Raw genomic sequence first — 25130 nt, 5'->3', positions numbered from 1 at the left:
GCAAAAATCAACCTTATGGGCTATTTATGCTCATCCACACAACAACAAAAATGGCTTCCGGTCTTCAACCGCATTTAGAATGACCGCAACTTCGACAGGTCATGCATCCTTCGATCATGACCATGTCGAATTGGCCGCAGGACGGGCAGGCTTTGCCGCGTGGGGCGTCCATGTTGACGACCTGCGCCTGTGGGTCGGACTTCAGCCCCATCCCTTCGCCTTCCAGAAAGCCGATGTTGATCATGTGCTGTTCGATCACGCCACCAATTGCCGCCAGAATCGAAGGAATGTACTTGCCCTTCACCCAGGCACCGCCGCGCGGGTCGAAAACGGCTTTTAGCTCTTCGACGACAAAGGACACGTCACCGCCACGTCGGAAAACGGCCGATATCATGCGGGTCAGCGCCAATGTCCAGGCGTAATGCTCCATATTCTTCGAGTTGATGAACACCTCGAACGGACGCCGCCGCCCACCGATGACGATGTCGTTGATGGTCAGGTAAATCGCGTGCTCGCTGTCGGGCCATTTCAGCTTGTAGGTCGAGCCTTCCAATGCCTGCGGGCGATCCAGCGGTTCGGACATGTAGACCACCTCGCCGCCGTCGACCTCATGCGGTGCATTGGCGCTTTCGCCCGGTGCTTTGTCATCGCTTTCGGAAACGGTCAGCACCGATCCGGTCACGTCATTGGGGCGATAGGTCGTGCAGCCCTTGCAGCCCTGATCCCAGGCCTGCATGTAGACATCCTTGAAGGCGTCAAAGCTGATATCTTCGGGGCAATTGATGGTCTTTGAGATCGAGCTGTCGATCCACTTTTGCGCCGCCGCCTGCATTTTGACGTGATCCGTCGGCGACAAGGTCTGCGCATTGACGAAGTAATCGGGCAATTCCGCGTCGCCAAACTTGTCGCGCCACATCCGCACGGCATAATCGACGACTTCTTCTTCGGTGCGAGAGCCGTCCTTTTGCAACACCTTACGCGTGTAAGCATAGGCAAAGACCGGCTCGATCCCCGAAGAGACGTTCCCGGCATAAAGCGAAATCGTCCCCGTCGGCGCAATTGATGTCAGCAATGCGTTACGGATGCCATGTTCGCGGATGGCGTCGCGTACGTCGTCATCCATCTGCTGCATTGTGCCGCTGGCCAGATATTTCTCGGCATCGAACAAGGGGAACGCCCCCTTTTCCTTGGCCAAATCGACCGACGCCAGATACGCGGCGCGGGCTATCGCGTGCAACCAGCGTTCGGTCTGAGGCGCCGCCTCGTCCGAGCCATAGCGCAGGCCCAGCATCAGCAGCGCATCTGCCAGACCGGTCACACCAAGGCCGATGCGACGCTTGTCCTGCGCTTCCGCTTCTTGCTCCGCCAGCGGGAATTTCGACGCGTCCACCACATTGTCCATCATCCGTACGGCCGTGGCGACCAGTTCCTGCAAGGCGCTCTCATCCAGATGGGCAGCATCTTCGAACGGTGCGGCGACCAATCGTGCCAGGTTGATCGAGCCCAGCAAACACGCTCCGTAAGGCGGCAAAGGTTGCTCGCCACAGGGGTTTGTGGCGGCAATAGTCTCGACATAGCTCAGGTTGTTGGCTGCGTTGATGCGGTCGATGAAGATCACGCCCGGCTCGGCGTAGTCATAGGTCGCCTGCATGATCTTGTTCCACAGATCGCGCGCCTGAACCGTGTGATAGACCTTGCCCTCAAACACCAAATCCCACGGGCCGTCGGCCTTGACGGCCTCCATGAATGGATCGGTCACCAGCACCGACATGTTGAACATGCGCAGGCGGGCCGGGTCGGATTTGGCGGTGATGAACTGTTCGATATCCGGGTGATCGCAGCGCATGGTCGCCATCATCGCGCCCCGGCGCGAGCCTGCGGACATGATCGTGCGGCACATCGCGTCCCAGACGTCCATGAAACTCAACGGCCCCGAGGCGTCGGCGGCCACGCCTTTCACATCTGCACCACGCGGACGGATGGTCGAGAAATCATATCCGATTCCCCCGCCCTGCTGCATGGTCAGCGCCGCCTCTTTCAGCATGTCGAAGATTCCGCCCATGCTGTCGGGGATCGTGCCCATCACAAAACAATTGAACAGGGTCACCTGACGCGCGGTCCCTGCGCCCGCTGTTATGCGACCGGCGGGCAGGTATTTGAAATCTTCCAGCGCTGCATAGAATTTCTCTTCCCAATGCGACGGATCATCCTCGACCCGCGCCAAATCGCGCGCGATACGTCGCCAGCTGTCCTCGACCGTCTGGTCAATGGGCGTGCCATCGGCCTGTTTGAAACGGTACTTCATATCCCAGATCTGCTCGGCGATGGGGGCGGCAAAGCGGCTCATTGGCGATTCCTGTTCAGCTAGAGGCGATCAGATTACTCCAATTCGCATCCAATCCACAACACCTTGATGACATGGCGCATCAGGCTACAATATAGTGAAGACCCTTGGGACGACTCTGTGGGAAAACTGTGGATAAGTACGTAAACCTCATCAAACTTTCGGTCGGATCGGAAAGCGTTGATACGCTGATGACGTGGCAGGACAGCCGCAAACCGTTGCACGAGGACGGCTGCCCGCGCCATGTCACCCGCATGTGGCCCAAGCGCGAGGCCGAGATTTTGAATGGCGGATCAATCTATTGGGTGATCAAAGGTGTCATCCAATGTCGCCAGCGCATCCTGCGGCTGGACGAAGTCCGCGGCGAGGATGGCATCCGCCGCTGCGCAATCGTGCTCGACCCCGAGGTGCATCGCACTCAGAACGCTCTGAAACGCCCGTTCCAAGGCTGGCGCTATCTAAAGCCCGAGGACACGCCCGCCGATCTGCCCAAAGGGCGAGAGCAGGACGATGCCCTGCCCGACGATCTAAATCGCGCGCTAGCGGATATTGGTCTACTTTAGCTTAGCCGGTCAAGCAGGTCCGACAGAACCGCCTTGTCACTAGACTCGTATTTGGCGACCCGGCTGCGCCATAGCGTGGCTTGCGACTGCAGGATCAGGCCATCCGACAGGATCTTCAGATGGTTGGCCCGCAAGGTTTCCCCGGTCGAGGTGATGTCGGCAATCGCCTCGGCGGTTTCGTTCATCACCGTACCCTCGGTCGCGCCCTGGCTGTCGACCAGAGCGTAGTCCGCGACACCCGCATCCGTCAGGAACTCGCGCACAAGCCTGTGGTACTTGGTGGCAATCCGCAGGCGATGCCCATGGGTTTTGCGAAACGCAGCCGCAGCCGCGTCCAGATCGTCCAGCGTGTCCACATCGACCCAGCAGGCCGGTGTGGCAACAATCAGATCGGCCTTGCCAAAGCCAAGCTGCGCGACCTCTTCGACCTGCTGTTCCCATCGGGGCAGCTTCTCTTGCACCAGATCGACACCGGTAACGCCAAGATGAACGCGCCCGGCGGCCAGTTCGCGCGGAATTTCTCCGGCTGAGAGCAGGATCAGGGAAACGCCATCGATGCCTTCGACCCGGCCTGCGTATTCCCGGTCCGATCCGCTGCGGGACAGGGTGATCCCGCGCTTTTCGAACCACGCAAAGGTCTTGTCCATCAACCTGCCCTTCGAGGGGACACCCAGCTTAAGGCTCATTGTGCGCCCTCCTCGATCTCGAGCATCAGGTCGGGGCGCAGCACCCCGCCAACAGCTGGGATTTCGGCCCCATTGCCCAATTGGCGCGTCAGCGCGTCATAGCGTCCGCCGGTAGCAATCGGCGGCAGATCCGGGCGACCTTCGGCGTAAAACCCAAAGACGAAGCCGTCATAATATTCCATCGACGTCCGGCCATAGGCGGCCTCAAAGTCCAGCCGTGCGATATCGACACCGCGCGCTTGCAAGGCGGCCACGCGCGCTTCCAGCCGATCCAACGCCGGGGTGATTTGTGGCAGGTCTACAGCCACGTCGCGCAGTTGTTCCAACGCAAACGGAACGGTTTCGCGCACGTTCAGCAGCGTTTCCAGACCAACCAGCTCATTGTCCGAGATCGGTGGCGTGTCGCGGTCTTCGCGCAAAGCACTGATCCGCGCCTCTATTTCGGATGCGCGGCGCTTGCCGATCATCGGCACGTCGGTCGCTAGGGGGTCTTCGGCATCCAGCAGCGCATCGCGCCCTTCCGGGGCTTGTTGGCGCCCTGCGAAGCGGTCCAGCAAAATGCGGAAACGGCGCGGCCGCCACAGGTGCCGCATCAACGCGTTCTTACGGCGGTCCGTCGTCCGCAGACCCTGTACCGCAGCGGTCAGGATGCCGATATCTCCTGTTGCAGCGCGCAGTGGCAGGCCACGCAATTGCAGGGCAAACAGCGAAAACACTTCAGCGTCGGCACCCGAGGGATCGTCGCGGTCAAAGACCTCGTACCCCACCTGAATATACTCGTTTGAGCGTTCCGGGTCGTGCTCTTGCCGCCGGAACACCTCGCCCGAATAAGTATAACGCGCGGGTTCCGCCCCGTCGTTCATGTGCATCTGCACCACAGGCAGCGTGAAATCCGGGCGCAGCATCAGCTCGCCGCGCAGCGCATCCGAGGTGACATAGGCGCGGGCGCGAATATCCTCGCCATAAAGGTCCAGCAACGTGTCGGCGGATTGCAGCAGGGGCGTATCCACCACCTGAGCACCAGCGGCCTCGAACCGGACGCGCATCATCGCGGCGCGGGCCTGAATCTGGGAACGGTTGGCCATGGGTCAGTCCTGACTGTCGAGGATTTCGCGCACCTTGGCTACCAGATCGCCACGCGGCACTTCGAACTGGCTGGGGCGTTCTTTCCATTCCTCAAGCGTTGCGCTTTCGGCGATCTTCGCCCCCAGGATCAGGTCCTTGATCTGCACAATCCCGTTGGCCTTTTCATCGCCGCCCTCGATCACCGCAATGGGGGAGTTCCGCTTATCTGCATATTTCAGCTGGTTGCCAAAATTCTTGGGATTGCCCAGATAGACCTCGGCGCGGATGCCGGCATTGCGCAGCTCGGCAACCATTGCCTGATAGTCGGCCATCCGGTCGCGATCCATGACGGTGACGACTACTGGACCCGTGGCCTGCGCAGCGATCCGGCCCTTTTCGCGCAGGGCAGCCAACAACCGATCGACGCCGATTGAAATACCGGTTGCGGGCACTTCTTGCCCAGTAAAGCGCTTGACCAGATCGTCGTAGCGACCACCACCCGAGACCGAGCCGAACTGGCGCTTGCGACCTTTTTCGTCGAAAATCTCAAAGGTCAGTTCGGCCTCGTAGACCGGCCCGGTATAATAACCCAGACCGCGCACGACGGATGGGTCTATTTCGATCCGGTCCGCGCCGTAGCCACCCGCATCCAACAGGGCTCCGATCTGCTCCAACTCGGCAATGCCATCCGCACCGATCTTGCTGTCGCCCACAGCAGCGCGCAGGTTGGCTAGCGTTCTAGCAGCGTTGGCAGACTTGGAAGTCAGGAACGCGATCACCGGCTCGGCCTGCTCGTCGCTAAGGCCGACGCCGTCGATAAATGCACCCGACGCATCCAGGCGGCCTTTTGTCAACAGCTCTCGCACGCCCTGTTCGCCGACCTTGTCGAACTTGTCGATGGTGCGCAGGACGTTGTCGCGGGCAGCTGCGTCGCCACCCAGACCCATCGCCTCGAGCACGCCATTAAGAACCTTGCGGTTGTTGACGCGCACCAGATAATCACCGCGCGGAATGCCGACGGTCTCCAGAGTATCCGACAGCATCGCGCAGATCTCGGCATCCGCCGCCATCGAGGCCGTGCCGACCGTATCCGCATCGCACTGATAGAACTGACGATACCGCCCCGGCCCCGGCTTTTCGTTGCGCCAGACCGGACCCATCGCATAGCGGCGATAGGGCGTCGGCAGGTCATTGCGGTGCTGCGCGTAAACACGGGCCAAAGGCGCTGTCAGGTCATAGCGCAGGGCCATCCAGTCGCCCTTATCGTTTTCGTCAATTTCCTGCCAGGCGAACACACCTTCGTTCGGGCGATCCACGTCCGGAAGGAACTTGCCCAGCGCCTCAACGGTTTCGACCGCGCTGCTCTCCAAGGCATCAAACCCGTAGCGATGATAGACCTCCGCAATAGCCCGCAGCATCTCGGTACGCTGCGAGACTTCCTGGCCGAAATAGTCACGGAACCCTTTGGGTGTTACGGCCTTGGGGCGGGGCTGTTTCTTGGGCTTGGCCATCTGGGGCGTCCTTCGCGGTCATGTTCCGCGCGCGGTCTATCCCATGGCCTTCATCGGGGCAAGGCGCGCTTTCGCTGGCTTTGGCGTCACAGGGTCGCTATGACCGGCCACAAAGGAGCTTTCCATGCAGCATCTGGAAGAACAGATCGCCCATCTGACCCGCACGGTCGAAGAGCTGAACACGGTCGTCACAAGCCAGCAAGGCGAGATCGACCGCCTGACCCGCCGTGTCGAAATGCTGTTGCAGCGCGAGGCCGAACGGGCTCAGGAAGGCTCGGGCGGGGTCGTGTTCGGAGACGAACGCCCACCGCATTATTGATCGGTCAAAACCCGAGCGTTACCTTGACGGCATTGTCGACCACGCCGCCCAAAAGGGCATGCTTATCCGCGGCGCATCCTTCTGACAAAGCGGTTATGAACGCTTCGCGGAGCTGGGCCTTTTCTTCGTCGGTCGTCGCATGATCTTCGATATTGATCTGACGATTGTAGAGCGACAGGGCCGTCATCTTTTCAACGACGGCCACGACAAAGGCTTCGTCACCATCCGCCTCTTCGGCAATCGACGCACAGGTATAATGCATGACGGGCAGCGCGTCCTGGACCATCTGTTCAGCCGCTTCGTCCGCAAGGGTCAGGACTGGCGCGGCTGTAAAGAGGCCCGCCAAAATGGTCGTCAAAGGGTTCCGCATCGCACTCATTTCCAGTTATGCCCGATAATCGCCCCGGCCACGCCGCCAATCGCGGCGCCTTTGCCATCGCCTATCAGGGCACCAACGCCCGCGCCAATCAACGCGCCCTCAATTGTCTTTTTCTTCTTGTCATCGGCCAACGCCGCAGTTGCCATGGCGGCTGATGCGGCACCGGCCAAGACCAAAGTTCTTAGTCCAACAGATGAAAGTGTCATCCCTGCGCCCTCCTGTGTATCGCGCGAAAGAGTGTCCAAGGCAGCCTAGCGGCGCTAAATCATCGTGGCAACTAGACCTCGTCGACAGACATCACTCCGTCCAGCGATTTGATCGCGCCCTTGATCTGAGGATTGATCGGAAACTCCTGCCCCAAATCCATCTCGACTTCGCCGGGCAGTCCGGGATCCAGCAGGCAAAGATGAATGGGACCTTTCGCGGCGCCTTTGGCGGCGCCTGCCGCATCAGCCAGAACTTTGGCCACTGTTGGCAGGGCCTGCGGTTCATCGACAAAGATGCGTAAACCGGTTGCTCCTGCCTCGCTCACCACGGAATCGGCAGGCCCGACTGATCGACCTAGCAGCTTTAGCTGATCGGCCTCCATCGTCGCCTCGGCAGTCAGAACCACTTGCGCGCCGGTCTCCAGAAATTCGCGGCATTTTTCTAGTGTTTCCGAGAACAGCGTGACCTCGTACGCACCCGTCGGGTCCGAAAGCTGCGCAAAGGCGAACCGGTTGCCACGGGCGGATTTGCGCTCTTGTCGTCCGGCGACAACGCCGGCCATCTTGGCGATCAGCGGCCCGGATCGGGCCTTTTCCGTCACTTCATCCAGCGTCAGCACCTGTTTGCGCCTCAGCGCGGGCATATAGTCGTCCAGAGGGTGACCCGACAGGTAGAACCCAATTGCCTTAAACTCTTCGCTGAGCCGTTCCGCAGGCAGCCAGTCGGGCGATGGCGACAGGCGTGGTTCGGGCAGATCGTCACCTGCCTCACCAAACAGCGACACCTGGTTTGAGTTCTTCTGATCGTGGATCGCCGCCGAATATTGCACCAGCGGATCGAGGCTTTCGAAAACGCGGCGGCGGTTCTTGTCTAACTCGTCAAAAGCCCCTGCCCTTGCCAGCATCTCGAGCGGGCGCTTGCCGACCTTTTTCAGATCAACCCGGCGCGCGAAATCAAACAGGTTGACGAACGGCTTGTCTGCCCGACCCTCGACCACGAGGTTCATAGCCTCGACACCCACGTTCTTGAGCGCGCCCAGCGCATAGACCAGATGCCCGTCGACCACATCGAATGTAGCCTGAGACCGGTTCACGCAGGGCGGCACATAGGGAAGTTCCAGCCCTTTGCGAACCTCTTCGAAATAGACGGCCAGCTTGTCGGTCAGATGGATATCGCAGTTCATGACACCGGCCATGAACTCGACCGGGTGGTTCGCCTTCAGCCAACCTGTCTGATAACTGACCACCGCGTAAGCCGCGGCGTGGGATTTGTTGAAGCCGTAGTTGGCGAATTTCTCCAACAGGTCGAAGACCTCGCTGGCCTTCTTGGCATCAACACCATTCTCGCCCGCGCCCTTTTCGAATTTCGGGCGTTCGGCATCCATTGCCTCTTTGATCTTTTTTCCCATCGCACGGCGCAGAAGGTCGGCACCACCAAGGCTGTACCCCGCCATGACCTGTGCAATCTGCATCACCTGTTCCTGGTAGACGATGATGCCTTGGGTCTCCTCAAGGATATGGTCGATCAGAGGGTGCACGGATTCAATTTTCCGCAGCCCATTCTTGACCTCGCAATAGGTCGGGATGTTCTCCATCGGGCCGGGACGGTACAAGGCCACAAGGGCTACGATATCTTCGATGCAGGTCGGTTTCATGCGCTTGAGCGCATCCATCATGCCCGAGGATTCCACCTGGAACACCGCTACTGTCTTGGCCGCCGAATAGAGTTTGTATGTCGCTTCGTCATCCAGCGGGATCGCGTTGATCTGGTTTTCGGCCCCTTCGGCGGGTTCATAAAGTTCAGTACCATCAGCGGCAATGTGCAATGGGCGATCAGATTTGAAGATCAGATCCATTGCGTTCTGGATCACAGTCAGCGTCTTCAGCCCCAGAAAGTCGAACTTCACCAGCCCGGCCTGTTCGACCCACTTCATATTGAACTGTGTGGCAGGCATATCCGAGCGCGGGTCCTGATACAAAGGCACCAGCGCATCCAGCGGACGATCGCCAATCACCACCCCTGCCGCGTGGGTCGAAGCGTTCCGCAACAGCCCTTCGACCTGCTGGCCATAGTTCAGCAGGCGATCAACAACCTCTTCGCTGCGCGCCTCTTCGCGCAGGCGGGGCTCGTCCTTAAGCGCCTTCTCGATTGAAACCGGTTTGACACCTTCAACCGGGATCATCTTGGACAGGCGATCAACCTGCCCATAGGGCATCTGCAACACCCGTCCGATGTCGCGCACCGCCGCCTTCGACAGCAACGCACCAAAGGTGATGATCTGCCCCACCTTGTCCCGGCCATATTTCTGCTGCACGTAGCGGATCACCTCTTCGCGGCGGTCCATGCAAAAGTCGATATCGAAGTCGGGCATAGACACCCGTTCCGGGTTCAGGAACCGTTCGAACAGCAGTGAATAGCGCAGTGGGTCAAGGTCGGTGATCGTCAATGCATAAGCCACCAATGAGCCCGCACCCGAGCCTCGGCCCGGCCCGACCGGGATATCTTCGTCCTTGGCCCATTGAATAAAGTCCGCAACGATCAGGAAGTAGCCCGGGAAGCCCATCCCCTCGATGATGTCGAGTTCGAAATCCAGCCGTTCCTGATATTCCTCGGGCGTTACCGCATGTGGGATCACCGCCAGACGTTTTTGCAGACCCTCATTGGCGATGCGGCGCAGTTCGGCGACTTCGTCATCAGCAAATTTTGGCAGAATCGGATCACGGCGATAGGCCATGAAGGCACAACGGCGCGCGATTTCTACCGTGTTTTCGATCGCTTCGGGCAGATCGGCGAACAGGGTCACCATTTCCTGCTGCGACTTGAAATAGTGCTGGGCGGTCAAACGGCGACGTCCATCCTGCTGATCGACATAGGCGCCCTCGGCAATACAGATCAGCGCGTCATGCGCCTCGTACATATCCGTTGTCGGGAAATAAACGTCATTGGTGGCCACCAGCGGTAGGTTCTTGGCGTAGGCCATCTCGACCTGGCCCTGCTCGGTCAGGCGCTCGGCCTCGGGCTGGCCGCCCTCGCCCGGATGGCGCTGAAGCTCGACATAAAGCCGATCGGGGAACATCGTCGCCAATCGATCCACCAGATCCTCGGCCGCCGGGCGTTGCCCGTGCTGCAGAAGCATTCCAACCGGACCATCAGGTCCACCCGTGAGGCAGATCAGGCCGTCAGACCTTTCCGCCAGCTCTTCCATTGTGACCTGCGGCAGTTGCCCACCCTTGTCTACGTAAAGGCAGGAACTGAGTTTCATGAGGTTCTCGTAGCCCAGCTCGGACTGCGCCAGCAGCACAAGCGGTGCGGGCGCTTTGGGCTTCTCACCCGGCTGCGCCTGTACATAGGTCAGATCAACCTGGCAGCCCATGATCGGCTGCACCCCGGCCCCGCTGGCGGTCACAGAAAACTCCAGCGCCGAGAACATGCTGTTGGTGTCCGTTACTGCAACGGCGGGCATCTCCATCTGTTCGCAAAGTCCCGGCAGCTTTTTCAGCCGCACGGCGCCTTCCAACAGGGAATATTCGGTGTGAACGCGGAGGTGAATGAATCGAGGAGAACTGCTCATGACCGCCACGCTATCCCAGCCGGGCGCAGGGCAAAAGCAAGAACCGTTGCATCGGGATGCTTAAAAAATCAGCTTTGATTATTCGGCTTTTTCAGAAGGTGCTTCGGGGACCGGCTTTAACCAAACAAAAAAATCTCTTTAGTTTCAGACGTCTAATTCGTAAACACGCAAGGCCGTCCGGCGCAGAGCAGGACTATTGATGCATCACATAGGCAGTTTTTCTTGCCAGACAAGGTGCGCTGTTTCTAACATCTGACGGCAAGCTATCCGCCCGCTACTCTTTCTACGTCGCATCGAAGGAGGGCACCGAAGGGCGCAACCGAGTAACGCGACGGGTTTCTCGAATGAACATCACGTTTCTTCTGAACGGAGAGACAGTGGAACTGGCGGATGTAGATCCGACAGCGACTCTTCTGGATTGGCTACGCGAAGATCGCGGCCTGACCGGCACCAAGGAAGGCTGCAACGAGGGCGATTGTGGAGCCTGTACGGTCATGGTGACGGATGAAGGCGGCCACAAGGCGCTAAATTCCTGCATTCTGTTCCTGCCTCAACTGCATGGTAAAGCGGTGCGCACGGTCGAGGGGGCCAGCGGCCCCAATGGCGAGGCACACCCGGTTCAGCAGGCGATGGTTGATCTGCACGGCTCGCAATGCGGGTTCTGCACACCCGGCTTCGTGATGTCGATGGTTGCCGGGCACGCAAACGGGGCCAAGGATCACGACACGCAGCTTGCCGGGAACTTGTGCCGGTGTACCGGTTACGCGCCGATCATTCGCGCAGCGGAAGCTGCCGAAGAACAGCCCGTACCGGCTTGGGTCAAGGATCAGCCCGCGGCCCCGCCCGCAGCGTCGCCGATGCTGCCAGAGTCCTCGGACGCGCTGGCGGCGGTTTACGCCGACCACCCGGACGCGACCTTGGTTGCAGGCGCCACCGATGTGGGCCTGTGGGTCACCAAGCAACTGCGCGACCTTGATCCCGTGATCTTTCTAAACCGTTGCGATGATCTCAAAGAGATCGCGATCACCGACAGCGAGGTTCGTTTCGGCGCGATGGTTGATATGAATCGCATGGGCGAGGCACTGGCCGATCTGCATCCCTCATACGCGGAAATGATCCGTCGATACGCAAGCGTGCAGGTACGTCACGCCGCCACAGTCGGCGGCAACATCGCCAATGGCTCGCCGATCGGTGACAACCCGCCCGCACTGATCGCGCTGGGTGCCACGCTGCATCTGCGCAAGGGCGACACGCGGCGATCGATACCTCTGGAAGAGTTCTTTATCGACTATGGCAAACAGGATCGCGCAGCCGGCGAATTCGTCGAAGCCGTCAGCTTTCCGCGTCAGCCTGACCGGCTGAAGGCATACAAGCTCAGCAAGCGATTCGATCAGGATATCTCGGCGGTTTGCGGCTGCTTCAGCATCACTGTGTCGGACGGCATTGTCACCGACGCGCGGATTGCCTTCGGTGGCATGGCGGGCATTCCGAAGCGCGCGACAAATGTCGAAGCCGCGCTGGTCGGAAACCCATGGACGTCCGAGACCGTAAAGTCGGCGATACCGGCCTTCGACCAAGATTTCACGCCGATGACGGACATGCGCGCCTCGGCCACTTATCGGCTCGAGACGGCGAAAGCGATGCTCGAGCGGTATTTCCTGGAAGATCAGGGCGAAGTGACGAACGTGTTGGAGGTGTCGGCATGAGCGTGACAAAACCCCTGCCCCATGACGCGGCCCCTTTGCATGTCGCGGGAACCGCGCGGTACGTCGACGACATCCCGACCCCCAAGGGATCGCTGCACCTGGCCTTTGGCCTGAGCCCGATTGCCAAGGGTACGATCACGACAATGGACCTGTCGGCGGTTAAATCGGCCGACGGAGTGGTCATGGTCATGACCGCCGACGACCTGCCTTTTGCCAACGACGTCTCGCCATCGATCCATGATGAACCGCTGCTGTCGGATGGAACCGTTCATTATATCGGCCAGCCGGTGTTTCTTGTCATTGCCACCAGCCATCTTGCCGCGCGTAAAGCGGCACGGCTTGGCAATATCGACTATGCCGAGGACACACCGCTGCTGACGATCAAAGACGCGCTCGCCGCCAATAGCCGGTTCGAGGATGGTCCCCGCATCTATGCCAAGGGCGACGCCGACGCGGCCATCGCGGGCTCGGCCCATGTGATCGAAGACAGCTTTGAGCTTGGCGGCCAAGAACACTTCTATCTGGAAGGTCAGGCCGCGCTGGCAGTGCCAAATGAAGGTGCGGATATGCTGGTGCACAGCTCGACCCAGCACCCGACCGAAATTCAGCACAAGGTGGCGGATGCCCTCGGCGTTCCAATGCACGCCGTTCGCGTGGAAACCCGCCGCATGGGCGGCGGTTTTGGTGGCAAGGAAAGCCAGGGCAACGCGCTGGCCGTTGCATGCGCCGTCGCCGCACGCGCGACCGGCAAAGCCTGCAAGATGCGTTATGACCGCGATGACGACATGACCATCACTGGCAAACGTCATGCATTCCGCATCTCATACAAGGCCGGTTTTGACGAGAACGGCCATATTCAGGGCGTATCCTTCCTGCACCACGCGATCTGTGGCTGGGCGCAGGACCTGTCGCTGCCGGTGGCGGACCGCGCGATGCTGCATTCGGATAACGCCTATCTGCTGCCCAATGCCCGGATCGAGAGCCATCGGTTGAAGACCAACACACAATCCGCCACCGCCTATCGCGGCTTTGGCGGCCCACAGGGCATGGTCGGGATCGAACGTGTGATGGACCACGCTGCGCATGTGCTGGGATTGGACCCCGTCGAACTGCGCCGCCGCAACTATTACGAGCCTGCGCACAAGGTGGCCGAGACAACGGCGGGTGAAAAACCGCTGGGCCATCCGGACCCGCATGAGGACCTGACCAGCCGCGGCGCCGTTGAGATGGGCGACGCACCTGTTCGCCCGCTACCCGCAGGTGGCAACACAACGCCTTATGGCATGGAGGTCAGTGATTTCGAATTGCACGGCATGACCGAAGCTCTGCTGAAATCCAGCGACTACGCCGCGCGCAAGGCCGCCATCGAGACATGGAACGCCGAAAACAAAGTGATCAAGAAGGGCATCGCCTTCTCTCCGGTCAAATTCGGGATTTCCTTTACGTTGACGCATCTGAACCAGGCGGGTGCGCTGGTGCATGTGTATCAGGATGGCTCGGTTCACCTGAACCACGGCGGCACCGAGATGGGTCAGGGCCTGTTCCAGAAGGTTGCGCAAGTTGCAGCCTCGCGGTTCGGTATTCCGCCAGAGATGGTCAAGATCACTGCAACGGACACGGCCAAGGTGCCCAATACGTCGGCAACGGCGGCGTCGTCGGGCAGCGACCTGAACGGCATGGCGGTCAAAGCCGCCTGCGACACGATCCGCGACAGGATGGCCACCTATCTGGCCGAGCGCCATCAGGCTGATCCCACGACCGTCCGTTTCCGGGACGGACATGTCGAGGTGGGCGAGGAACGCTATACCTTCGCCGAAGCTGCCGCGCTGGTCTATATGGGCCGCGTCAGCCTGTCGGCAACCGGCTTCTACAAGACACCCAAGGTCGAATGGGACCGGATCAAAGGACATGGCCGCCCGTTCTATTACTTTGCCTATGGGGCGTCGGTCACCGAGGTTGCCATCGACACTCTGACCGGGGAAAACCGCATCCTGCGTACGGATATCCTGCATGACGCGGGCGCGTCGCTGAACCCGGCGCTGGATATTGGGCAGGTCGAAGGGGCCTATGTGCAAGGTGCCGGCTGGTTGACGACCGAAGAGCTGGTCTGGGACGGCAAGGGCAACCTGCGCACGCATGCACCCTCGACCTACAAGATTCCTGCCTGTTCGGATCGGCCTGACATCTTCAATGTTGCGCTTTGGGATGGCGAGAACCGAGAGGATACGATCTATCGCTCGAAAGCGGTCGGAGAGCCGCCCTTCATGCTGGGCATCTCGGCCTGGCTGGCGCTGTCCAACGCGGTGGCCACCTGCGGAGGCAGCTATCCGGCCCTGAACGCGCCCGCCACTGCCGAAGAGGTCTGGCGCGGTGTTCAAGGGATGAAGGGAGGCATCTGATGGGATTTGACCTTGAGGCTTTGAGGGAGGCGGTCAAAACCCACGGAACGGTGACCCGGGTGGTCATCGCCGCGATCAAGGGTTCGTCCCCGCGCGAAGTCGGCGCTGCAATGCTGGTCTGGAAAAACGGACAGAGCGGCACCATCGGCGGCGGCACACTGGAATATCAGGCCGCCCGGGCGGCGCGGGCACAGACCAGGCCTGCGCTGCTGACGCAGCACGCGCTTGGACCGGATCTGGGCCAGTGCTGCGGCGGTGCTGTCACGTTGCTGAGTGAAATTTACGATGCGAAGGCGCTTGACGCCTTGGAAGGCGGGGTTGTCGCCAGGTCGCCCGTGGGCGGTGACATGCCGCTGTCGATCAAACGCCTGTTAAGCGCCGCGCGGGGTCAGGGAATCAAGCCCGAGCCGCAGTTGATCGACGGCTGGATGGTCGAGCCCGTACATGAACCTGCGCGCAATCTGTGGATCTGGGGTGCTGGCCATGTGGGCCGCGCACTGGTCGATGTTCTGGCCCCCTTGCCCGATCTGGCACTCACCTGGGTCGATACCGGACCCGAGCGGTTTCCCGAAGACATCCCGCTGGGCGTAACTCCGGTACCCGCTGCGAAACCGGCAGAACTGATGCGTCATGCACCGCGTGAGGCCGAACATCTGGTGCTGACCTATTCGCACAATCTGGATCTGGAACTGTGTAACCGGCTGCTTTTGCACGATTTCCGGTTTGCGGGGCTGATTGGTTCAGCTACCAAATGGGCGCGGTTTCGGTCGCGACTGGGGGCGCTGGGACATACGCCGGAACGGATCGGCCGGATCACCTGCCCGATCGGCGATCCCGACTTGGGCAAACACCCGCAAATGATCGCCGTTGGCGTTGCCGCGCAAATTTTGCGCCCGGCCCGGCAGAACGAATTGAAGAAGGACCTGAGCGCGTGACCACTCCTCTATTAAGCCTGCAAGGGCTGACCAAAGCCTATCCCGGCGTCGTGGCCAATGATCAGGTGTCCTTTGACATCGGTGAGGGCGAAGTTCACGCCCTGCTGGGCGAAAACGGTGCTGGTAAATCAACGCTGGTGAAAATGATCTATGGGCTGGTCAAGCCTGACAGCGGCGCAATGCTGCTGCGTGGTCAGCCATTTGCGCCCCCCGAGCCACGTGCGGCGCGCGCCGACGGGATTGCGATGGTATTCCAGCATTTCTCGTTGTTCGACGCGCTCAATGTGGCCGAGAACATCGCGCTGGGAATGGAAAATCCGCCGCCAATGGGCGATCTGGCATCGCGCATTCGGCAGGTTTCCGAAACCTACGGTCTGCCGCTGGACCCTTATCGTACCGTCGGCGATCTGTCCGCCGGTGAACGGCAACGGGTCGAGATCATTCGCTGTCTTTTGCAGGACCCCAAGCTGCTGATCATGGACGAACCGACCTCGGTTCTGACACCGCAAGAGGTCGATATCTTGTTCGAGACGCTGAATAAACTGCGCTCTGAGGGCACCTCGATCCTGTATATTTCGCACAAGCTGGAAGAGATCCGCACGCTGTGTGACCACGCAACAATCCTGCGTCTGGGCAAGAATGTGGGCGAATGTGTTCCGTCTGAAACCTCAGCCCGGGATATGGCCGAGATGATGGTCGGCTCGACCCTGCAAACGCCCGAGCGTTCGGGGCGCGAACTCGGCGATGTCGCCCTCGACGTCAGCGGGTTGTCGGTGCCTTCGCCGTCGGAATTCGGCACTGCGTTGAAGAACGTTCACATGACCGTCCGCAAAGGCGAAGTTCTGGGCATCGGCGGCGTCGCTGGAAACGGGCAGGATGAATTGCTGGGCGTACTGTCCGGGGAAATCCCGACAGCCGCCGATGCGATCAAGTTTAACGGCCAGCCGATCGGCAAACTGGGGCCGACAGCCCGACGCAAATTGGGGGTTCTGACCGCGCCCGAGGAACGTCTGGGCCACGCCGCGGCGCCGGATATGAGCCTGACGGAAAACGCCCTGCTGACCGGGTCGGTGCGCGAAGGGTTGGAAAGCAACGGTTTTCTGAAATGGACCGAAACCAAAGGTTTTGCCGAAAAGATCATCGAGGCTTTCGACGTGCGCACGCCGGGACCTGAAAATGCGGCCCGATCGTTGTCGGGCGGCAATTTGCAGAAGTTCGTGATCGGTCGCGAGGTACTGCAAAATCCCGATGTGCTGGTGGTGAACCAACCCACCTGGGGTGTTGACGCCGCAGCCGCGGCCTCGATCCGGCAGGCGATTCTGGATCTGGCGGCCAAGGGCACTGCGGTCATCTGCATCAGCCAGGACCTGGATGAGTTGATGGAGATTTCCGACAGTTTTGCCGCCCTGAACGAAGGACGCCTCAGCGCGCCGCGTGAAACCACCGGCCTGACCGTGGACGAGATTGGCCTGATGATGGGCGGAGCCCACGGCATGGAGGTGGCGCATGTGTGATCTGCGGGACCGCCTTCGGCGAGAGTATTTACAAAAAGATGAAGAACTTGGGGGGATGAGCAGGTGATTGTGTTGGAGAAACGGCCACAGCCGTCGAAAGCGTGGTCTTATGCGACCCCCCTTGTGGCGGTGCTGGCAACGATGGTGTTTGGCGGCATTCTGTTTGCCATACTGGGCAAGAACCCGGTGCAGGCCATCGGTACCATCTTTTGGGAACCCCTGTTCGGCGAGTTCTCGTTCTATTACCGCCCGCAACTGCTGGTGAAAGGTGCCCCGCTGGTGCTGATCGCCATTGGCCTGTCACTTGGATTCCGAGCCGGTATCTGGAACATCGGGGCCGAGGGGCAATACATCATGGGCGCGATCTTTGGTGCCGCGGCCGGTTTGGCCTTCTATCCGCTGGACGCGTTCTACATCTTTCCGATCATGGTGATCGCGGGCGCGTTTGGCGGCTGGTTGTGGGCGATGATCCCGGCTTTCCTGAAAGTCCGTTTCGGCACCAACGAGATCCTCGTATCGCTGATGCTTGTCTATGTGGCCGAGCAGATGCTGGCTTCGGTTTCGCTGGGATTGCTGAAGAACCCCGAGGGGTTCGGCTTTCCCGGGTCACGCAACCTGCAATCCTATGAAAGCGCGCACAACGCGGAACTGATCGCAGGTTCCGGCATGCATTGGGGCGTCGTGACCGCCCTGATCGCGGTGATCTTTGCCTATGTGCTGTTGAACCGTCATATGTTGGGCTTTCACATCCGCTTGACAGGCGAGGCCCCGCGCGCCGCGAAATTCGCTGGCGTGAATCCGGCGCGCCTGATCCTATTTTGCCTTGGAATGTCCGGCGCGCTGGCCGGTCTGGCGGGGATGTTCGAGGTGTCGGGTCCGTCTGGCGTCGTCAGCATCGACTTTAACGTCGGCTACGGCTTTACCGCGATCATCGTGGCGTTTCTGGGCCGCCTGCACCCGGTAGGCATCCTGCTGGCCGGTGGCCTGATGGCGCTGACCTATATCGGCGGCGAAATCGCCCAGTCCCAATTGGGCCTGCCAGCCGCTGCCATTCAGGTGTTTCAGGGGATGTTGCTGTTCTTCCTGCTGGCTTTCGACCTTTTGACCAACTACCGCATCCGTGCGGCCCGTAGCGAGGTAGCGTAAAATGGACCTTGGTGAAATTAACCCTGTCCTTCTGGTCGCCTCGCTGATGGTGGCCGCAACCCCCCTGCTGTTGGCTGCGATCGGTGAGCTGGTTGTTGAAAAAGCAGGCGTTCTGAACCTCGGTGTCGAGGGTATGATGATCGTGGGCGCAATCAGCGGTTTTGCGATCTCGGTCGAAACCGGCTCTCCGTGGCTGGGGTTTATTGCCGCCGCCATTGGCGGGGCGGTGCTGTCGCTGTTGTTTGTGTTGCTGACCCAGTTTGCGCTGGCAAATCAGGTGGCCAGCGGTCTAGCGCTGACCTTGTTCGGTCTGGGCTTCAGCGCCCTGCTTGGACAAAGCTATGTTGGGATCAAACCGCCCAGCATGGGCGATATTCATATCCCACTGATCAGCGATATTCCAGTCATCGGCCCGATCCTGTTCCAGCATGACCCGATCCTGTATCTGGGCATCGCCTTGACCGCGATCGTGTGGGCAGTGCTGAAATACACCCGCGTCGGCCTGATCCTGCGCGCGGTGGGCGAAAACCACGATGCGGCGCATGCCCTGGGCTATAAGGTCATCAAGATCCGCATCCTGGCGATCCTGTTCGGCGGTGCCTGCGCGGGTCTTGGCGGGGCCTATATCAGTCTGATCCGCGTCCCCCAATGGACCGAGGGCATGACCGCCGGTGTCGGCTGGATCGCGCTTGCGCTGGTGGTCTTTGCCAGCTGGAAACCGTGGCGCGTTTTGCTGGGTGCCTATCTGTTCGGCGGCATCACCGTACTGCAGCTGAATTTGCAGGCAGCGGGCGTTGCCATTCCTGTCGAGTATCTGGCAATGTCGCCCTATCTCATCACGATCCTTGTGCTTGTGATCCTTTCGGCCGACAAGAGCAGCGCACCTGCCTCACTGGGCCGTATTTTCCATGCCTCGCATTAGAGGCCAACTAAACCAACTCGGAGAGTAATCACATGAAAGTCAAATCACTTCTGACAACGGCCGCGATAGCGCTGGGTCTGGCGACCGGCGCCGTGGCCCAGGACAAAACCAAGGTCGGTTTCGTCTATGTCGGCCCGGTGGGCGACGGGGGCTGGACCTATGAGCACGACAAGGGCCGACAGGCCGTCGAGGAGCACTTCGGCGACAAGGTCGAGACAGTATTCGTCGAATCCGTCCCCGAAGGTCCGGATGCCGAACGAGTCATGACCCAGATGGCGCTGGACGGCGCGGACCTGATCTTTACCACCTCGTTTGGCTATATGGATCCGACCATCAACGTGGCCAAAAAGTTCCCGAACGTGAAGTTCGAGCACGCAACGGGTTATAAAACCGCCGACAACGTCTCGACGTACTCGGCCCGTTTCTATGAGGGTCGCGCCGTTCAGGGCCATATTGCAGGCAAAATGACTGAATCGAACATCATCGGCTATATCGGGTCCTACCCGATCCCCGAGGTGATCCGTGGCATCAACTCGGCATATATCCACGCCAAAAAGGTGAACCCTGATGTCGATTTCAAAATCATCTGGGCCTACACTTGGTTCGATCCCGCGAAAGAGGCAGACGCTGCCTCGGTCCTGATCGAACAGGGCGCAGACGTGATCCTGCAACATACCGACTCGACCGCGCCGCAGGCCGCCGCGCAAGAGGCGGGCAATGTGATCACATTTGGTCAAGCCTCAGACATGAGCGAATACGCCCCCAAGCCGCGCGTATCGTCGATCATCGACAATTGGGCGCCCTACTATATTGCGCGTACTCAGGCCGTGATCGATGACTCGTGGGAAACCGTAAGCACCTGGGACGGCATCAAAGAAGGCATGGTGGAGATCGGTGAGATTTCCGACGCCGTTCCTGCCGACGTCAAGGAAGAGGCACTGGCGATGAAGGCGGCGATGGCTGCGGGTGAATACCACCCCTTCACCGGTCCACTGAAAAAGCAGGACGGCAGCGACTGGTTGGCCGACGGCGAGACCGCCGATGACGGTACGTTGGCGGGCATGAACTTCTATGTCGAAGGGCTGGAAGGCGAAATCCCGCAGTAACGCTGCGCCAACGACCAAACGGAAAAGACCCGCATTTCCATGCGGGTCTTTTTTTGCCGGATCGGCAATCCTTAGCGCGACCGAAACGCGATGATCAGTCCCGCCCCGGCGATGAATGCGATGCCCAACACCTGCCATCCCCCGACCGGCTGATCGAATGCCAGCCACGCGAACAGGGGGCCAAAGATCATCACCGAATACTCGAAGACCGAGACATAGGACGGCTCGCCCAGTTGATAGGATTTGATGATCATGAACACACCGCAAACCGACCCGACCGCTTGCATGAGGATCAGTGGCACCGCGTCCCAAAAGGGCCAGATCCAGGGTCGGGTCACGAATGTCACTTCGTCGCCAGGTTGCCACATGGGCCAGATCATCAGAACAGACGTGCCAACCGCGCCCAGCAGTCCTAGCGTGACCCACATTCCGGCCAAGAGGGCAACGGTGCTTTCACCAGCGCATAGGCTGCGTGTTGCGATTGCGCCCAGCGCATAGAAGAACCCGGCGCAGACGGGGATCAGGACCATCAGGTCAAAATCAGCGGGGTTCGGCTGCAATACCAGCGTAATACCGAGAAACCCGAGCGCGACCGCCAAAACCCGCCAGACGCCGATACGTTGCCCCATCAATCCGGCCGATATCAGCAAGATGAAAATGGGGGACGTAAACAGACCCGCCAATGCCTGCGCGATAGGCATCATGGCCAGCGCCGAAAAGTAGAACAGCATCGAAACGGCCACCAACACGCTGCGCAACGCCACTGCCCAAAGCCGGGCTGGCATCAGCCCACCCAATCCAAACAGCGGCAGCATGGCGACCAGAGGCCACGCCATCAACGCGCGCATAAAGTGGAATTGCCACAGGCCGATATGGCGCGACAGCGGGGCGATGAAGTTGTCGATCACCCCAATGATCGCCATCGCGCAAATCATCAGGCCAGCAGCAAGAAGGGGCCTGTCAGCTTGGGTCAATGACATTGCGACATAGGGCGACGACCGCTCAATGACCGGTCAGGACCAGCGTGTTGACGGGCATCAGGATCAGCCGCAGACGCAGGCCTGCCGCATGCACCACACCGATTGTATCAACGACATGCAGGAACGCACCTTCCCAGAAGCCCAGGTCTTCATGCTCAAGCCGTTCATGGTTGTCGGTGTACACATTCGCCAAGCAGTTGCTACCCGGTGGAATGTCGTCCGCCATGCCTTTGTACAAAGGCTCCAAATACACCAGGATTGACCCCGGATTGGTATTGTTCTGCACATCGCGCAACTCGTCCGAAGGGCGGATCTGGCCTGAGGGGATCACATCCTGAATCTCAACCACAACGACGGGGATCACCGTAAACGGCTTGGTCATGCACCCCAACTCTCCGATCATGCCGGGTTTGATGACCTGCGCGGACAGCTGGTTGAAGGCCGCCTGGAACCGATCATGTCCGGAATGCGAGGGCACCAGAATGCCAGCGGGGCGCAAAAGCGGGCTGACATAGTCCCCGACCTGCAAGCCGAACTGCTCGACGCGCCCGGAAACGCCAGCATAGATCACGGTCCTTTCCAATTCGGTCAGGGCCGCGTCCAGTTGCGCATTGGCGCTGGTCAGTTGGGCCGGTATCAACTCCTCGATCTGCTGAACAACCGCCGCGCGCTGAGATTTGGCCGCAGTCACCTGCGCCTCGCGCTCGGCCACCAGATTCTCGAGCCGGTCGATTTCGGCCAGGCGCACCGCGCTGGAACCTTCGTCGCGCAGGGTCGTATTCCGCTCGAGATCCTCCAGCGCCTGATCCAGCGCCGCGTTCGCGCCCGCAATCCCGGCCTCGGCCTCAGCCAGATCGGTTTGCGCGACCTTCAAAGAGGCTTGAACCTGTGCGATCTGCGCATTGGCCGCCTGTACCTGCGCGGTTTGGGTAAAGTCCTCGATCCGAAAGATCGGCTGCCCCGCGGTGACGTGTTCGTTGTTACGGACATAGACCTCGGACACACGACCACCCAGCTGTGGCAGGATCGTCACGGTCCGAAAATAGGACGCGGCGGTGTGGCTGGAGGGGTGAAAGTAAAACAGAGTGGTGATCACCGTCAGCGCCAGGATGGCGCAAGTCGTCAGGCCCCAGCGTAACTCGTACCACATGGTGAACAGAGTGATTTCGTGACCAATCCGTTTGCCTTGGACAAAGCGGCGGAACAGGTAATCGGGCAGCACCGTGATCAGGGCGCAGAGCATTGTTTCAATCATGACTTACTGCTCCTGCCCTTCCTCGACATCCGCGGCAGGCGCAGCCGGTGCAGGTGTTTCCACCACCGGCTGGGGGGCGGGCGGCTGCCCCAGAGATCGAATGGCGTCTGCGATGTTTTTCATCGGCGTGGCAAAATCCGGGAATTGGAAGCCTGCGACCAAAATGGCCGCGATCCAGAATATCCCGTTATGCGTGAACAGGGCCAACAGCGCCAGAATACCCACCAGCTGAAACTGCGGGTGGTTGTTCTCATGCGCCATCTTTTCAGGGACCGAGTGCAGCGTCAGGTAACCAACACCAATCAGTACCACTAGCACCACAAAAAAGATCACCATGGCGGAAAACAGGTAATCGCTTCCGTCTGCGGCGACAACGTAGCGGGGAATATGGCCGGTCGCCATTGGATGAAGGTCTGCTGCGGTCACCTTGCCCTCCTGTTCCTTTTGATACTTCTTTGACCGGGTTGTCGCCCAAATTCAAGGCTGCTTATAGTTGGCAGACCCTCAAAGCGGGCGAATATTCAGAACAGGGACCAGCATGCTTGCCATTGACCAACATTACCCCCAACCGAGCGGAACCGCTTACCGTGATTGACTTTTTGGTCATAGGAGGCGGCATCGCCGGGATCAGCGCCGCCGCGCGTTTGTCTGCGCACGGATCGGTCACGGTGCTCGAGGCCGAAGAGGCGCTTGGCTATCACGCATCAGGACGTTCGGCTGCGCTGTTTGAAGAAAACTATGGCCCGCCTTCTGTTGTCGCATTGAACAAAGCCGGAGCCACATACCTTGCGGGCGAAAATGGCGGGTACCTGACCCCGCGCGGCCTTTTGCTGATTGCAGGAAAGGATCAGGCCCAGCAGTTCCAGATCGACACTGCGGAATTGAACATGCAGTCCATCGATGTGGACGATGCGCGAGCCCATGTCCCAATTCTCAATCCCGCAACCGTAGCATTTGCCGCGCGCGGTCAGGGTGCTTTTGACATCGACACGGATCGGCTGATCCAGGATTTTGCGCGTGTGGTACGAGCCAATGGCGGCTCTGTTCTGACGCGCCACAAAGTGACGTCGATCCGCAAGACCGGCCATTGGATCGTCGAGGCATCGGGCGAGTTCAAGGCATCCGTGATTGTGAATGCGGCCGGTGCATGGGTTGACGATATTGCCGTGATGACAGGCATCGCTCCAATCGGGATAACTCCGCGCCGCAGGTCGATGGCGCGGCTGCCTGCGCCAGGCGGGCACGACGTCACGGGCTGGCCAATGATGCTGGGTGCCGGCGAAGGCTGGTACGCAAAGCCAGACGCAGGCAAATTGCTTGTTTCCCCGTCCGAGGCCGACCCGGTCCCGCCGCACGACGCCTATGCCGACGACATGGTTCTGGCCGAAGGGCTGGCACGATACGAGGCGATGATGACCGAGCCGGTCACTCGGGTCGAAACAAACTGGGCCGGTCTGCGTAGCTTTGCCCCGGATGGAACGCTGGTACTGGGCCCTGACCCGGCGGATGCAAGTTTTGTCTGGTCTGCCGGTCAGGGCGGGTACGGGTTCCAGACTGCCCCTGCCGCATCGCAACTGGTTGCAGATCTGGTGACCGGCGGGCAACCCGTTCTGAAGTCTGAGGATATAGCGGCGTTGAAACCGGACAGGCTACGCAGATGACGAAAAGAAAACTGCCTTCGAACGCAAGTGTTGCAAACCCAGGTGATGGCGATCGCCTTGTTGCGCCAGCCGCCAGCAGAAACACCGCTGCGTTGTGCGAAATGCTGCAATGTCACGCACCCGCGACGGGTCGCGCGCTTGAACTTGCCAGCGGCACCGGGCAGCACGTTGCCGCCTTTGCCCAGCGCCTGCCCGGACTGCGATGGCAACCCAGCGAAATTGATCCGCAGCGCCGCGCCAGTATCAACGCGTACACGCAAGGCATGCCGAACGTAGATCCAGCAATCGAGCTGAATGCGGTTGGTACAGGGTGGCACAAGGCCTTTGTTGGGCAGGACGTGATCGTTTTGGTCAACCTGCTGCATCTGATCAGTTGGGCTGAGGTGCAGATTTTGATCCGTGAAGCCGCTCTGGCGCTAATTCCCGACGGTCGCCTGATCATCTATGGCCCATTCATGCGCGATGGGTGTCTGACAAGCGACGGGGACAAACGGTTCCATGGCGCCCTGATCCAACAGGATGCCGAAATCGGCTACAAGAACGATCAAGATATGATTGACCTGTTTCTCGGCTGCGGTCTGAAAGAAGTAGAAACCATAGAAATGCCTGCGAACAATCTGGCATTCGTGGCGAAGAAGCTTTCACCGTGAAGGAACGTGTTTCTGGTCAAAAAGCCTGCTTTCGCAGGCTTGCCTCCGGCGGAGGTATTTCTGAACAGAAGAAGAAACGGTTTCTTAACCATGACCGGACAAACTGATTATGCGGTACAGGCGGAGGCGCCGATGGCCGTAACAGGAGAAGGCCCCCTTTGCCAAAATCAAAGGGGGCTGGATCTTGGCCCAGCCCCCGCTTCTTCTGTTT

General features: G+C 59.9%; 21 protein-coding genes. 11 read left to right on the top strand and 10 right to left on the bottom strand.

What is annotated here, in order from left to right:
- Window positions 1-64 precede the first annotated feature (64 nt).
- Window positions 65-2347 (bottom strand): adenosylcobalamin-dependent ribonucleoside-diphosphate reductase, encoded by a 2283-nt coding sequence (locus ACR0JA_RS06175; protein ID WP_480571500.1) that lies wholly within the window; start codon window positions 2345-2347, stop codon window positions 65-67.
- 128 nt (window positions 2348-2475) lie between these two features.
- Between ACR0JA_RS06175 and ACR0JA_RS06170 the strand changes: the two genes are divergently transcribed.
- On the top strand, window positions 2476-2907 hold the full coding sequence (locus ACR0JA_RS06170; protein WP_480571497.1) for a DUF1489 family protein: 432 nt from the start codon (window positions 2476-2478) through the stop codon (window positions 2905-2907).
- Here the strand turns inward: ACR0JA_RS06170 and hisG are convergent.
- From hisG to hisS, 3 genes are read right to left on the bottom strand one after another with little or no spacing between them, the layout of a single operon-like run.
- Window positions 2904-3593, bottom strand: coding sequence for an ATP phosphoribosyltransferase (gene hisG / locus ACR0JA_RS06165; RefSeq protein ID WP_480571494.1), 690 nt, complete (start codon window positions 3591-3593; stop codon window positions 2904-2906). The two genes, ACR0JA_RS06170 and hisG, sit on opposite strands and share 4 nt — an antisense overlap.
- Window positions 3590-4678 carry an ATP phosphoribosyltransferase regulatory subunit gene (locus ACR0JA_RS06160; RefSeq protein WP_480571491.1) on the bottom strand — a complete coding sequence of 363 codons (1089 nt, stop codon included), beginning with the start codon at window positions 4676-4678 and terminating at the stop codon, window positions 3590-3592. Before ACR0JA_RS06160 ends, hisG begins: the two co-directional genes overlap by 4 nt.
- 3 nt (window positions 4679-4681) lie before the next feature.
- Window positions 4682-6169, bottom strand: coding sequence for a histidine--tRNA ligase (gene hisS / locus ACR0JA_RS06155; RefSeq protein WP_480571488.1), 1488 nt, complete (start codon window positions 6167-6169; stop codon window positions 4682-4684).
- Window positions 6170-6293: 124 nt separating this feature from the next.
- Here hisS and ACR0JA_RS06150 point away from each other — a divergent pair, with 124 nt between their 5' ends.
- Window positions 6294-6488, top strand: coding sequence for a SlyX family protein (locus ACR0JA_RS06150; protein WP_480571485.1), 195 nt, complete (start codon window positions 6294-6296; stop codon window positions 6486-6488).
- A 4-nt stretch (window positions 6489-6492) separates the two neighbouring features.
- Here ACR0JA_RS06150 and ACR0JA_RS06145 read toward each other — a convergent pair whose 3' ends face one another.
- The 3 genes from ACR0JA_RS06145 to dnaE all read right to left on the bottom strand — a co-directional run bounded on the left by ACR0JA_RS06145 (window position 6493) and on the right by dnaE (window position 10645).
- Window positions 6493-6858 (bottom strand): hypothetical protein, encoded by a 366-nt coding sequence (locus ACR0JA_RS06145; RefSeq protein ID WP_480571482.1) that lies wholly within the window; start codon window positions 6856-6858, stop codon window positions 6493-6495.
- A 5-nt stretch (window positions 6859-6863) separates the two neighbouring features.
- On the bottom strand, window positions 6864-7073 hold the full coding sequence (locus ACR0JA_RS06140; RefSeq protein WP_480571479.1) for a YMGG-like glycine zipper-containing protein: 210 nt from the start codon (window positions 7071-7073) through the stop codon (window positions 6864-6866).
- A 71-nt stretch (window positions 7074-7144) separates the two neighbouring features.
- Window positions 7145-10645: a DNA polymerase III subunit alpha gene (gene dnaE, locus ACR0JA_RS06135; RefSeq protein ID WP_480571477.1), complete on the bottom strand. Its 3501-nt coding sequence runs from the start codon at window positions 10643-10645 to the stop codon at window positions 7145-7147.
- A gap of 344 nt (window positions 10646-10989) precedes the next feature.
- Between dnaE and ACR0JA_RS06130 the strand changes: the two genes are divergently transcribed.
- From ACR0JA_RS06130 to ACR0JA_RS06100, 7 genes are all read left to right on the top strand, one after another.
- Complete coding sequence (locus tag ACR0JA_RS06130; RefSeq protein ID WP_480571474.1) at window positions 10990-12351, top strand: xanthine dehydrogenase small subunit; 1362 nt, start codon at window positions 10990-10992, stop codon at window positions 12349-12351.
- A complete protein-coding gene (xdhB, locus tag ACR0JA_RS06125) occupies window positions 12348-14750 on the top strand; it encodes a xanthine dehydrogenase molybdopterin binding subunit (protein WP_480571471.1) in 2403 nt (800 codons plus the stop codon). Before ACR0JA_RS06130 ends, xdhB begins: the two co-directional genes overlap by 4 nt.
- Window positions 14750-15685, top strand: coding sequence for a xanthine dehydrogenase accessory protein XdhC (gene xdhC, locus ACR0JA_RS06120; protein WP_480571468.1), 936 nt, complete (start codon window positions 14750-14752; stop codon window positions 15683-15685). Before xdhB ends, xdhC begins: the two co-directional genes overlap by 1 nt.
- Window positions 15682-17199 (top strand): ABC transporter ATP-binding protein, encoded by a 1518-nt coding sequence (locus tag ACR0JA_RS06115; protein ID WP_480571466.1) that lies wholly within the window; start codon window positions 15682-15684, stop codon window positions 17197-17199. Before xdhC ends, ACR0JA_RS06115 begins: the two co-directional genes overlap by 4 nt.
- Window positions 17200-17262: 63 nt before the next feature.
- The gene (locus tag ACR0JA_RS06110) at window positions 17263-18345 is read left to right on the top strand and encodes an ABC transporter permease (protein WP_480571463.1); all 1083 of its coding nucleotides are present in this window, start codon (window positions 17263-17265) and stop codon (window positions 18343-18345) included.
- A gap of 1 nt (window position 18346) precedes the next feature.
- On the top strand, window positions 18347-19267 hold the full coding sequence (locus tag ACR0JA_RS06105; protein ID WP_480571460.1) for an ABC transporter permease: 921 nt from the start codon (window positions 18347-18349) through the stop codon (window positions 19265-19267).
- A 32-nt stretch (window positions 19268-19299) separates the two neighbouring features.
- On the top strand, window positions 19300-20373 hold the full coding sequence (locus ACR0JA_RS06100) for a BMP family ABC transporter substrate-binding protein (RefSeq protein WP_480571457.1): 1074 nt from the start codon (window positions 19300-19302) through the stop codon (window positions 20371-20373).
- A 71-nt stretch (window positions 20374-20444) separates the two neighbouring features.
- On the opposite strand, the gene ACR0JA_RS06095 is transcribed toward ACR0JA_RS06100, so the two are convergent.
- The 3 genes from ACR0JA_RS06095 to ACR0JA_RS06085 all read right to left on the bottom strand — a co-directional run bounded on the left by ACR0JA_RS06095 (window position 20445) and on the right by ACR0JA_RS06085 (window position 23034).
- Entirely contained in the window at window positions 20445-21308 is an 864-nt protein-coding gene (locus ACR0JA_RS06095; protein WP_480572387.1) for a DMT family transporter, read from the bottom strand.
- 67 nt (window positions 21309-21375) lie between these two features.
- Complete coding sequence (locus ACR0JA_RS06090; protein WP_480571454.1) at window positions 21376-22608, bottom strand: HlyD family secretion protein; 1233 nt, start codon at window positions 22606-22608, stop codon at window positions 21376-21378.
- A 3-nt stretch (window positions 22609-22611) separates the two neighbouring features.
- Window positions 22612-23034: a hypothetical protein gene (locus tag ACR0JA_RS06085; protein ID WP_480571451.1), complete on the bottom strand. Its 423-nt coding sequence runs from the start codon at window positions 23032-23034 to the stop codon at window positions 22612-22614.
- Window positions 23035-23195: 161 nt separating this feature from the next.
- Between ACR0JA_RS06085 and ACR0JA_RS06080 the strand changes: the two genes are divergently transcribed.
- Together ACR0JA_RS06080 and ACR0JA_RS06075 are read left to right on the top strand one after the other, a co-directional pair.
- Window positions 23196-24269, top strand: coding sequence for an NAD(P)/FAD-dependent oxidoreductase (locus ACR0JA_RS06080; protein WP_480571449.1), 1074 nt, complete (start codon window positions 23196-23198; stop codon window positions 24267-24269).
- Entirely contained in the window at window positions 24266-24919 is a 654-nt protein-coding gene (locus tag ACR0JA_RS06075) for a DUF938 domain-containing protein (RefSeq protein WP_480571446.1), read from the top strand. The genes ACR0JA_RS06080 and ACR0JA_RS06075 overlap by 4 nt, the downstream gene beginning before the upstream one ends.
- Window positions 24920-25130 lie beyond the last annotated feature (211 nt).

Source organism: Ruegeria sp. AM4, from assembly GCF_056540665.1.
This window is presented reverse-complemented; position numbering and strand designations above follow the sequence as displayed.

Excerpts from the sequence above, each read along its gene's own strand:
- ACR0JA_RS06175 (WP_480571500.1), bottom strand. The coding sequence starts at position 2,347 with ATGAGCCGCTTTGCCGCCCCCATCGCCGAGCAGATCTGGGATATGAAG.
- hisG (WP_480571494.1), bottom strand. The coding sequence starts at position 3,593 with ATGAGCCTTAAGCTGGGTGTCCCCTCGAAGGGCAGGTTGATGGACAAG.
- ACR0JA_RS06160 (WP_480571491.1), bottom strand. The coding sequence starts at position 4,678 with ATGGCCAACCGTTCCCAGATTCAGGCCCGCGCCGCGATGATGCGCGTC.
- hisS (WP_480571488.1), bottom strand. The coding sequence starts at position 6,169 with ATGGCCAAGCCCAAGAAACAGCCCCGCCCCAAGGCCGTAACACCCAAA.
- ACR0JA_RS06150 (WP_480571485.1), top strand. The coding sequence starts at position 6,294 with ATGCAGCATCTGGAAGAACAGATCGCCCATCTGACCCGCACGGTCGAA.
- ACR0JA_RS06145 (WP_480571482.1), bottom strand. The coding sequence starts at position 6,858 with ATGCGGAACCCTTTGACGACCATTTTGGCGGGCCTCTTTACAGCCGCG.
- ACR0JA_RS06140 (WP_480571479.1), bottom strand. The coding sequence starts at position 7,073 with ATGACACTTTCATCTGTTGGACTAAGAACTTTGGTCTTGGCCGGTGCC.
- dnaE (WP_480571477.1), bottom strand. The coding sequence starts at position 10,645 with ATGAGCAGTTCTCCTCGATTCATTCACCTCCGCGTTCACACCGAATAT.
- ACR0JA_RS06130 (WP_480571474.1), top strand. The coding sequence starts at position 10,990 with ATGAACATCACGTTTCTTCTGAACGGAGAGACAGTGGAACTGGCGGAT.
- xdhB (WP_480571471.1), top strand. The coding sequence starts at position 12,348 with ATGAGCGTGACAAAACCCCTGCCCCATGACGCGGCCCCTTTGCATGTC.
- xdhC (WP_480571468.1), top strand. The coding sequence starts at position 14,750 with ATGGGATTTGACCTTGAGGCTTTGAGGGAGGCGGTCAAAACCCACGGA.
- ACR0JA_RS06105 (WP_480571460.1), top strand. The coding sequence starts at position 18,347 with ATGGACCTTGGTGAAATTAACCCTGTCCTTCTGGTCGCCTCGCTGATG.
- ACR0JA_RS06100 (WP_480571457.1), top strand. The coding sequence starts at position 19,300 with ATGAAAGTCAAATCACTTCTGACAACGGCCGCGATAGCGCTGGGTCTG.
- ACR0JA_RS06095 (WP_480572387.1), bottom strand. The coding sequence starts at position 21,308 with ATGATTTGCGCGATGGCGATCATTGGGGTGATCGACAACTTCATCGCC.
- ACR0JA_RS06090 (WP_480571454.1), bottom strand. The coding sequence starts at position 22,608 with ATGATTGAAACAATGCTCTGCGCCCTGATCACGGTGCTGCCCGATTAC.
- ACR0JA_RS06075 (WP_480571446.1), top strand. The coding sequence starts at position 24,266 with ATGACGAAAAGAAAACTGCCTTCGAACGCAAGTGTTGCAAACCCAGGT.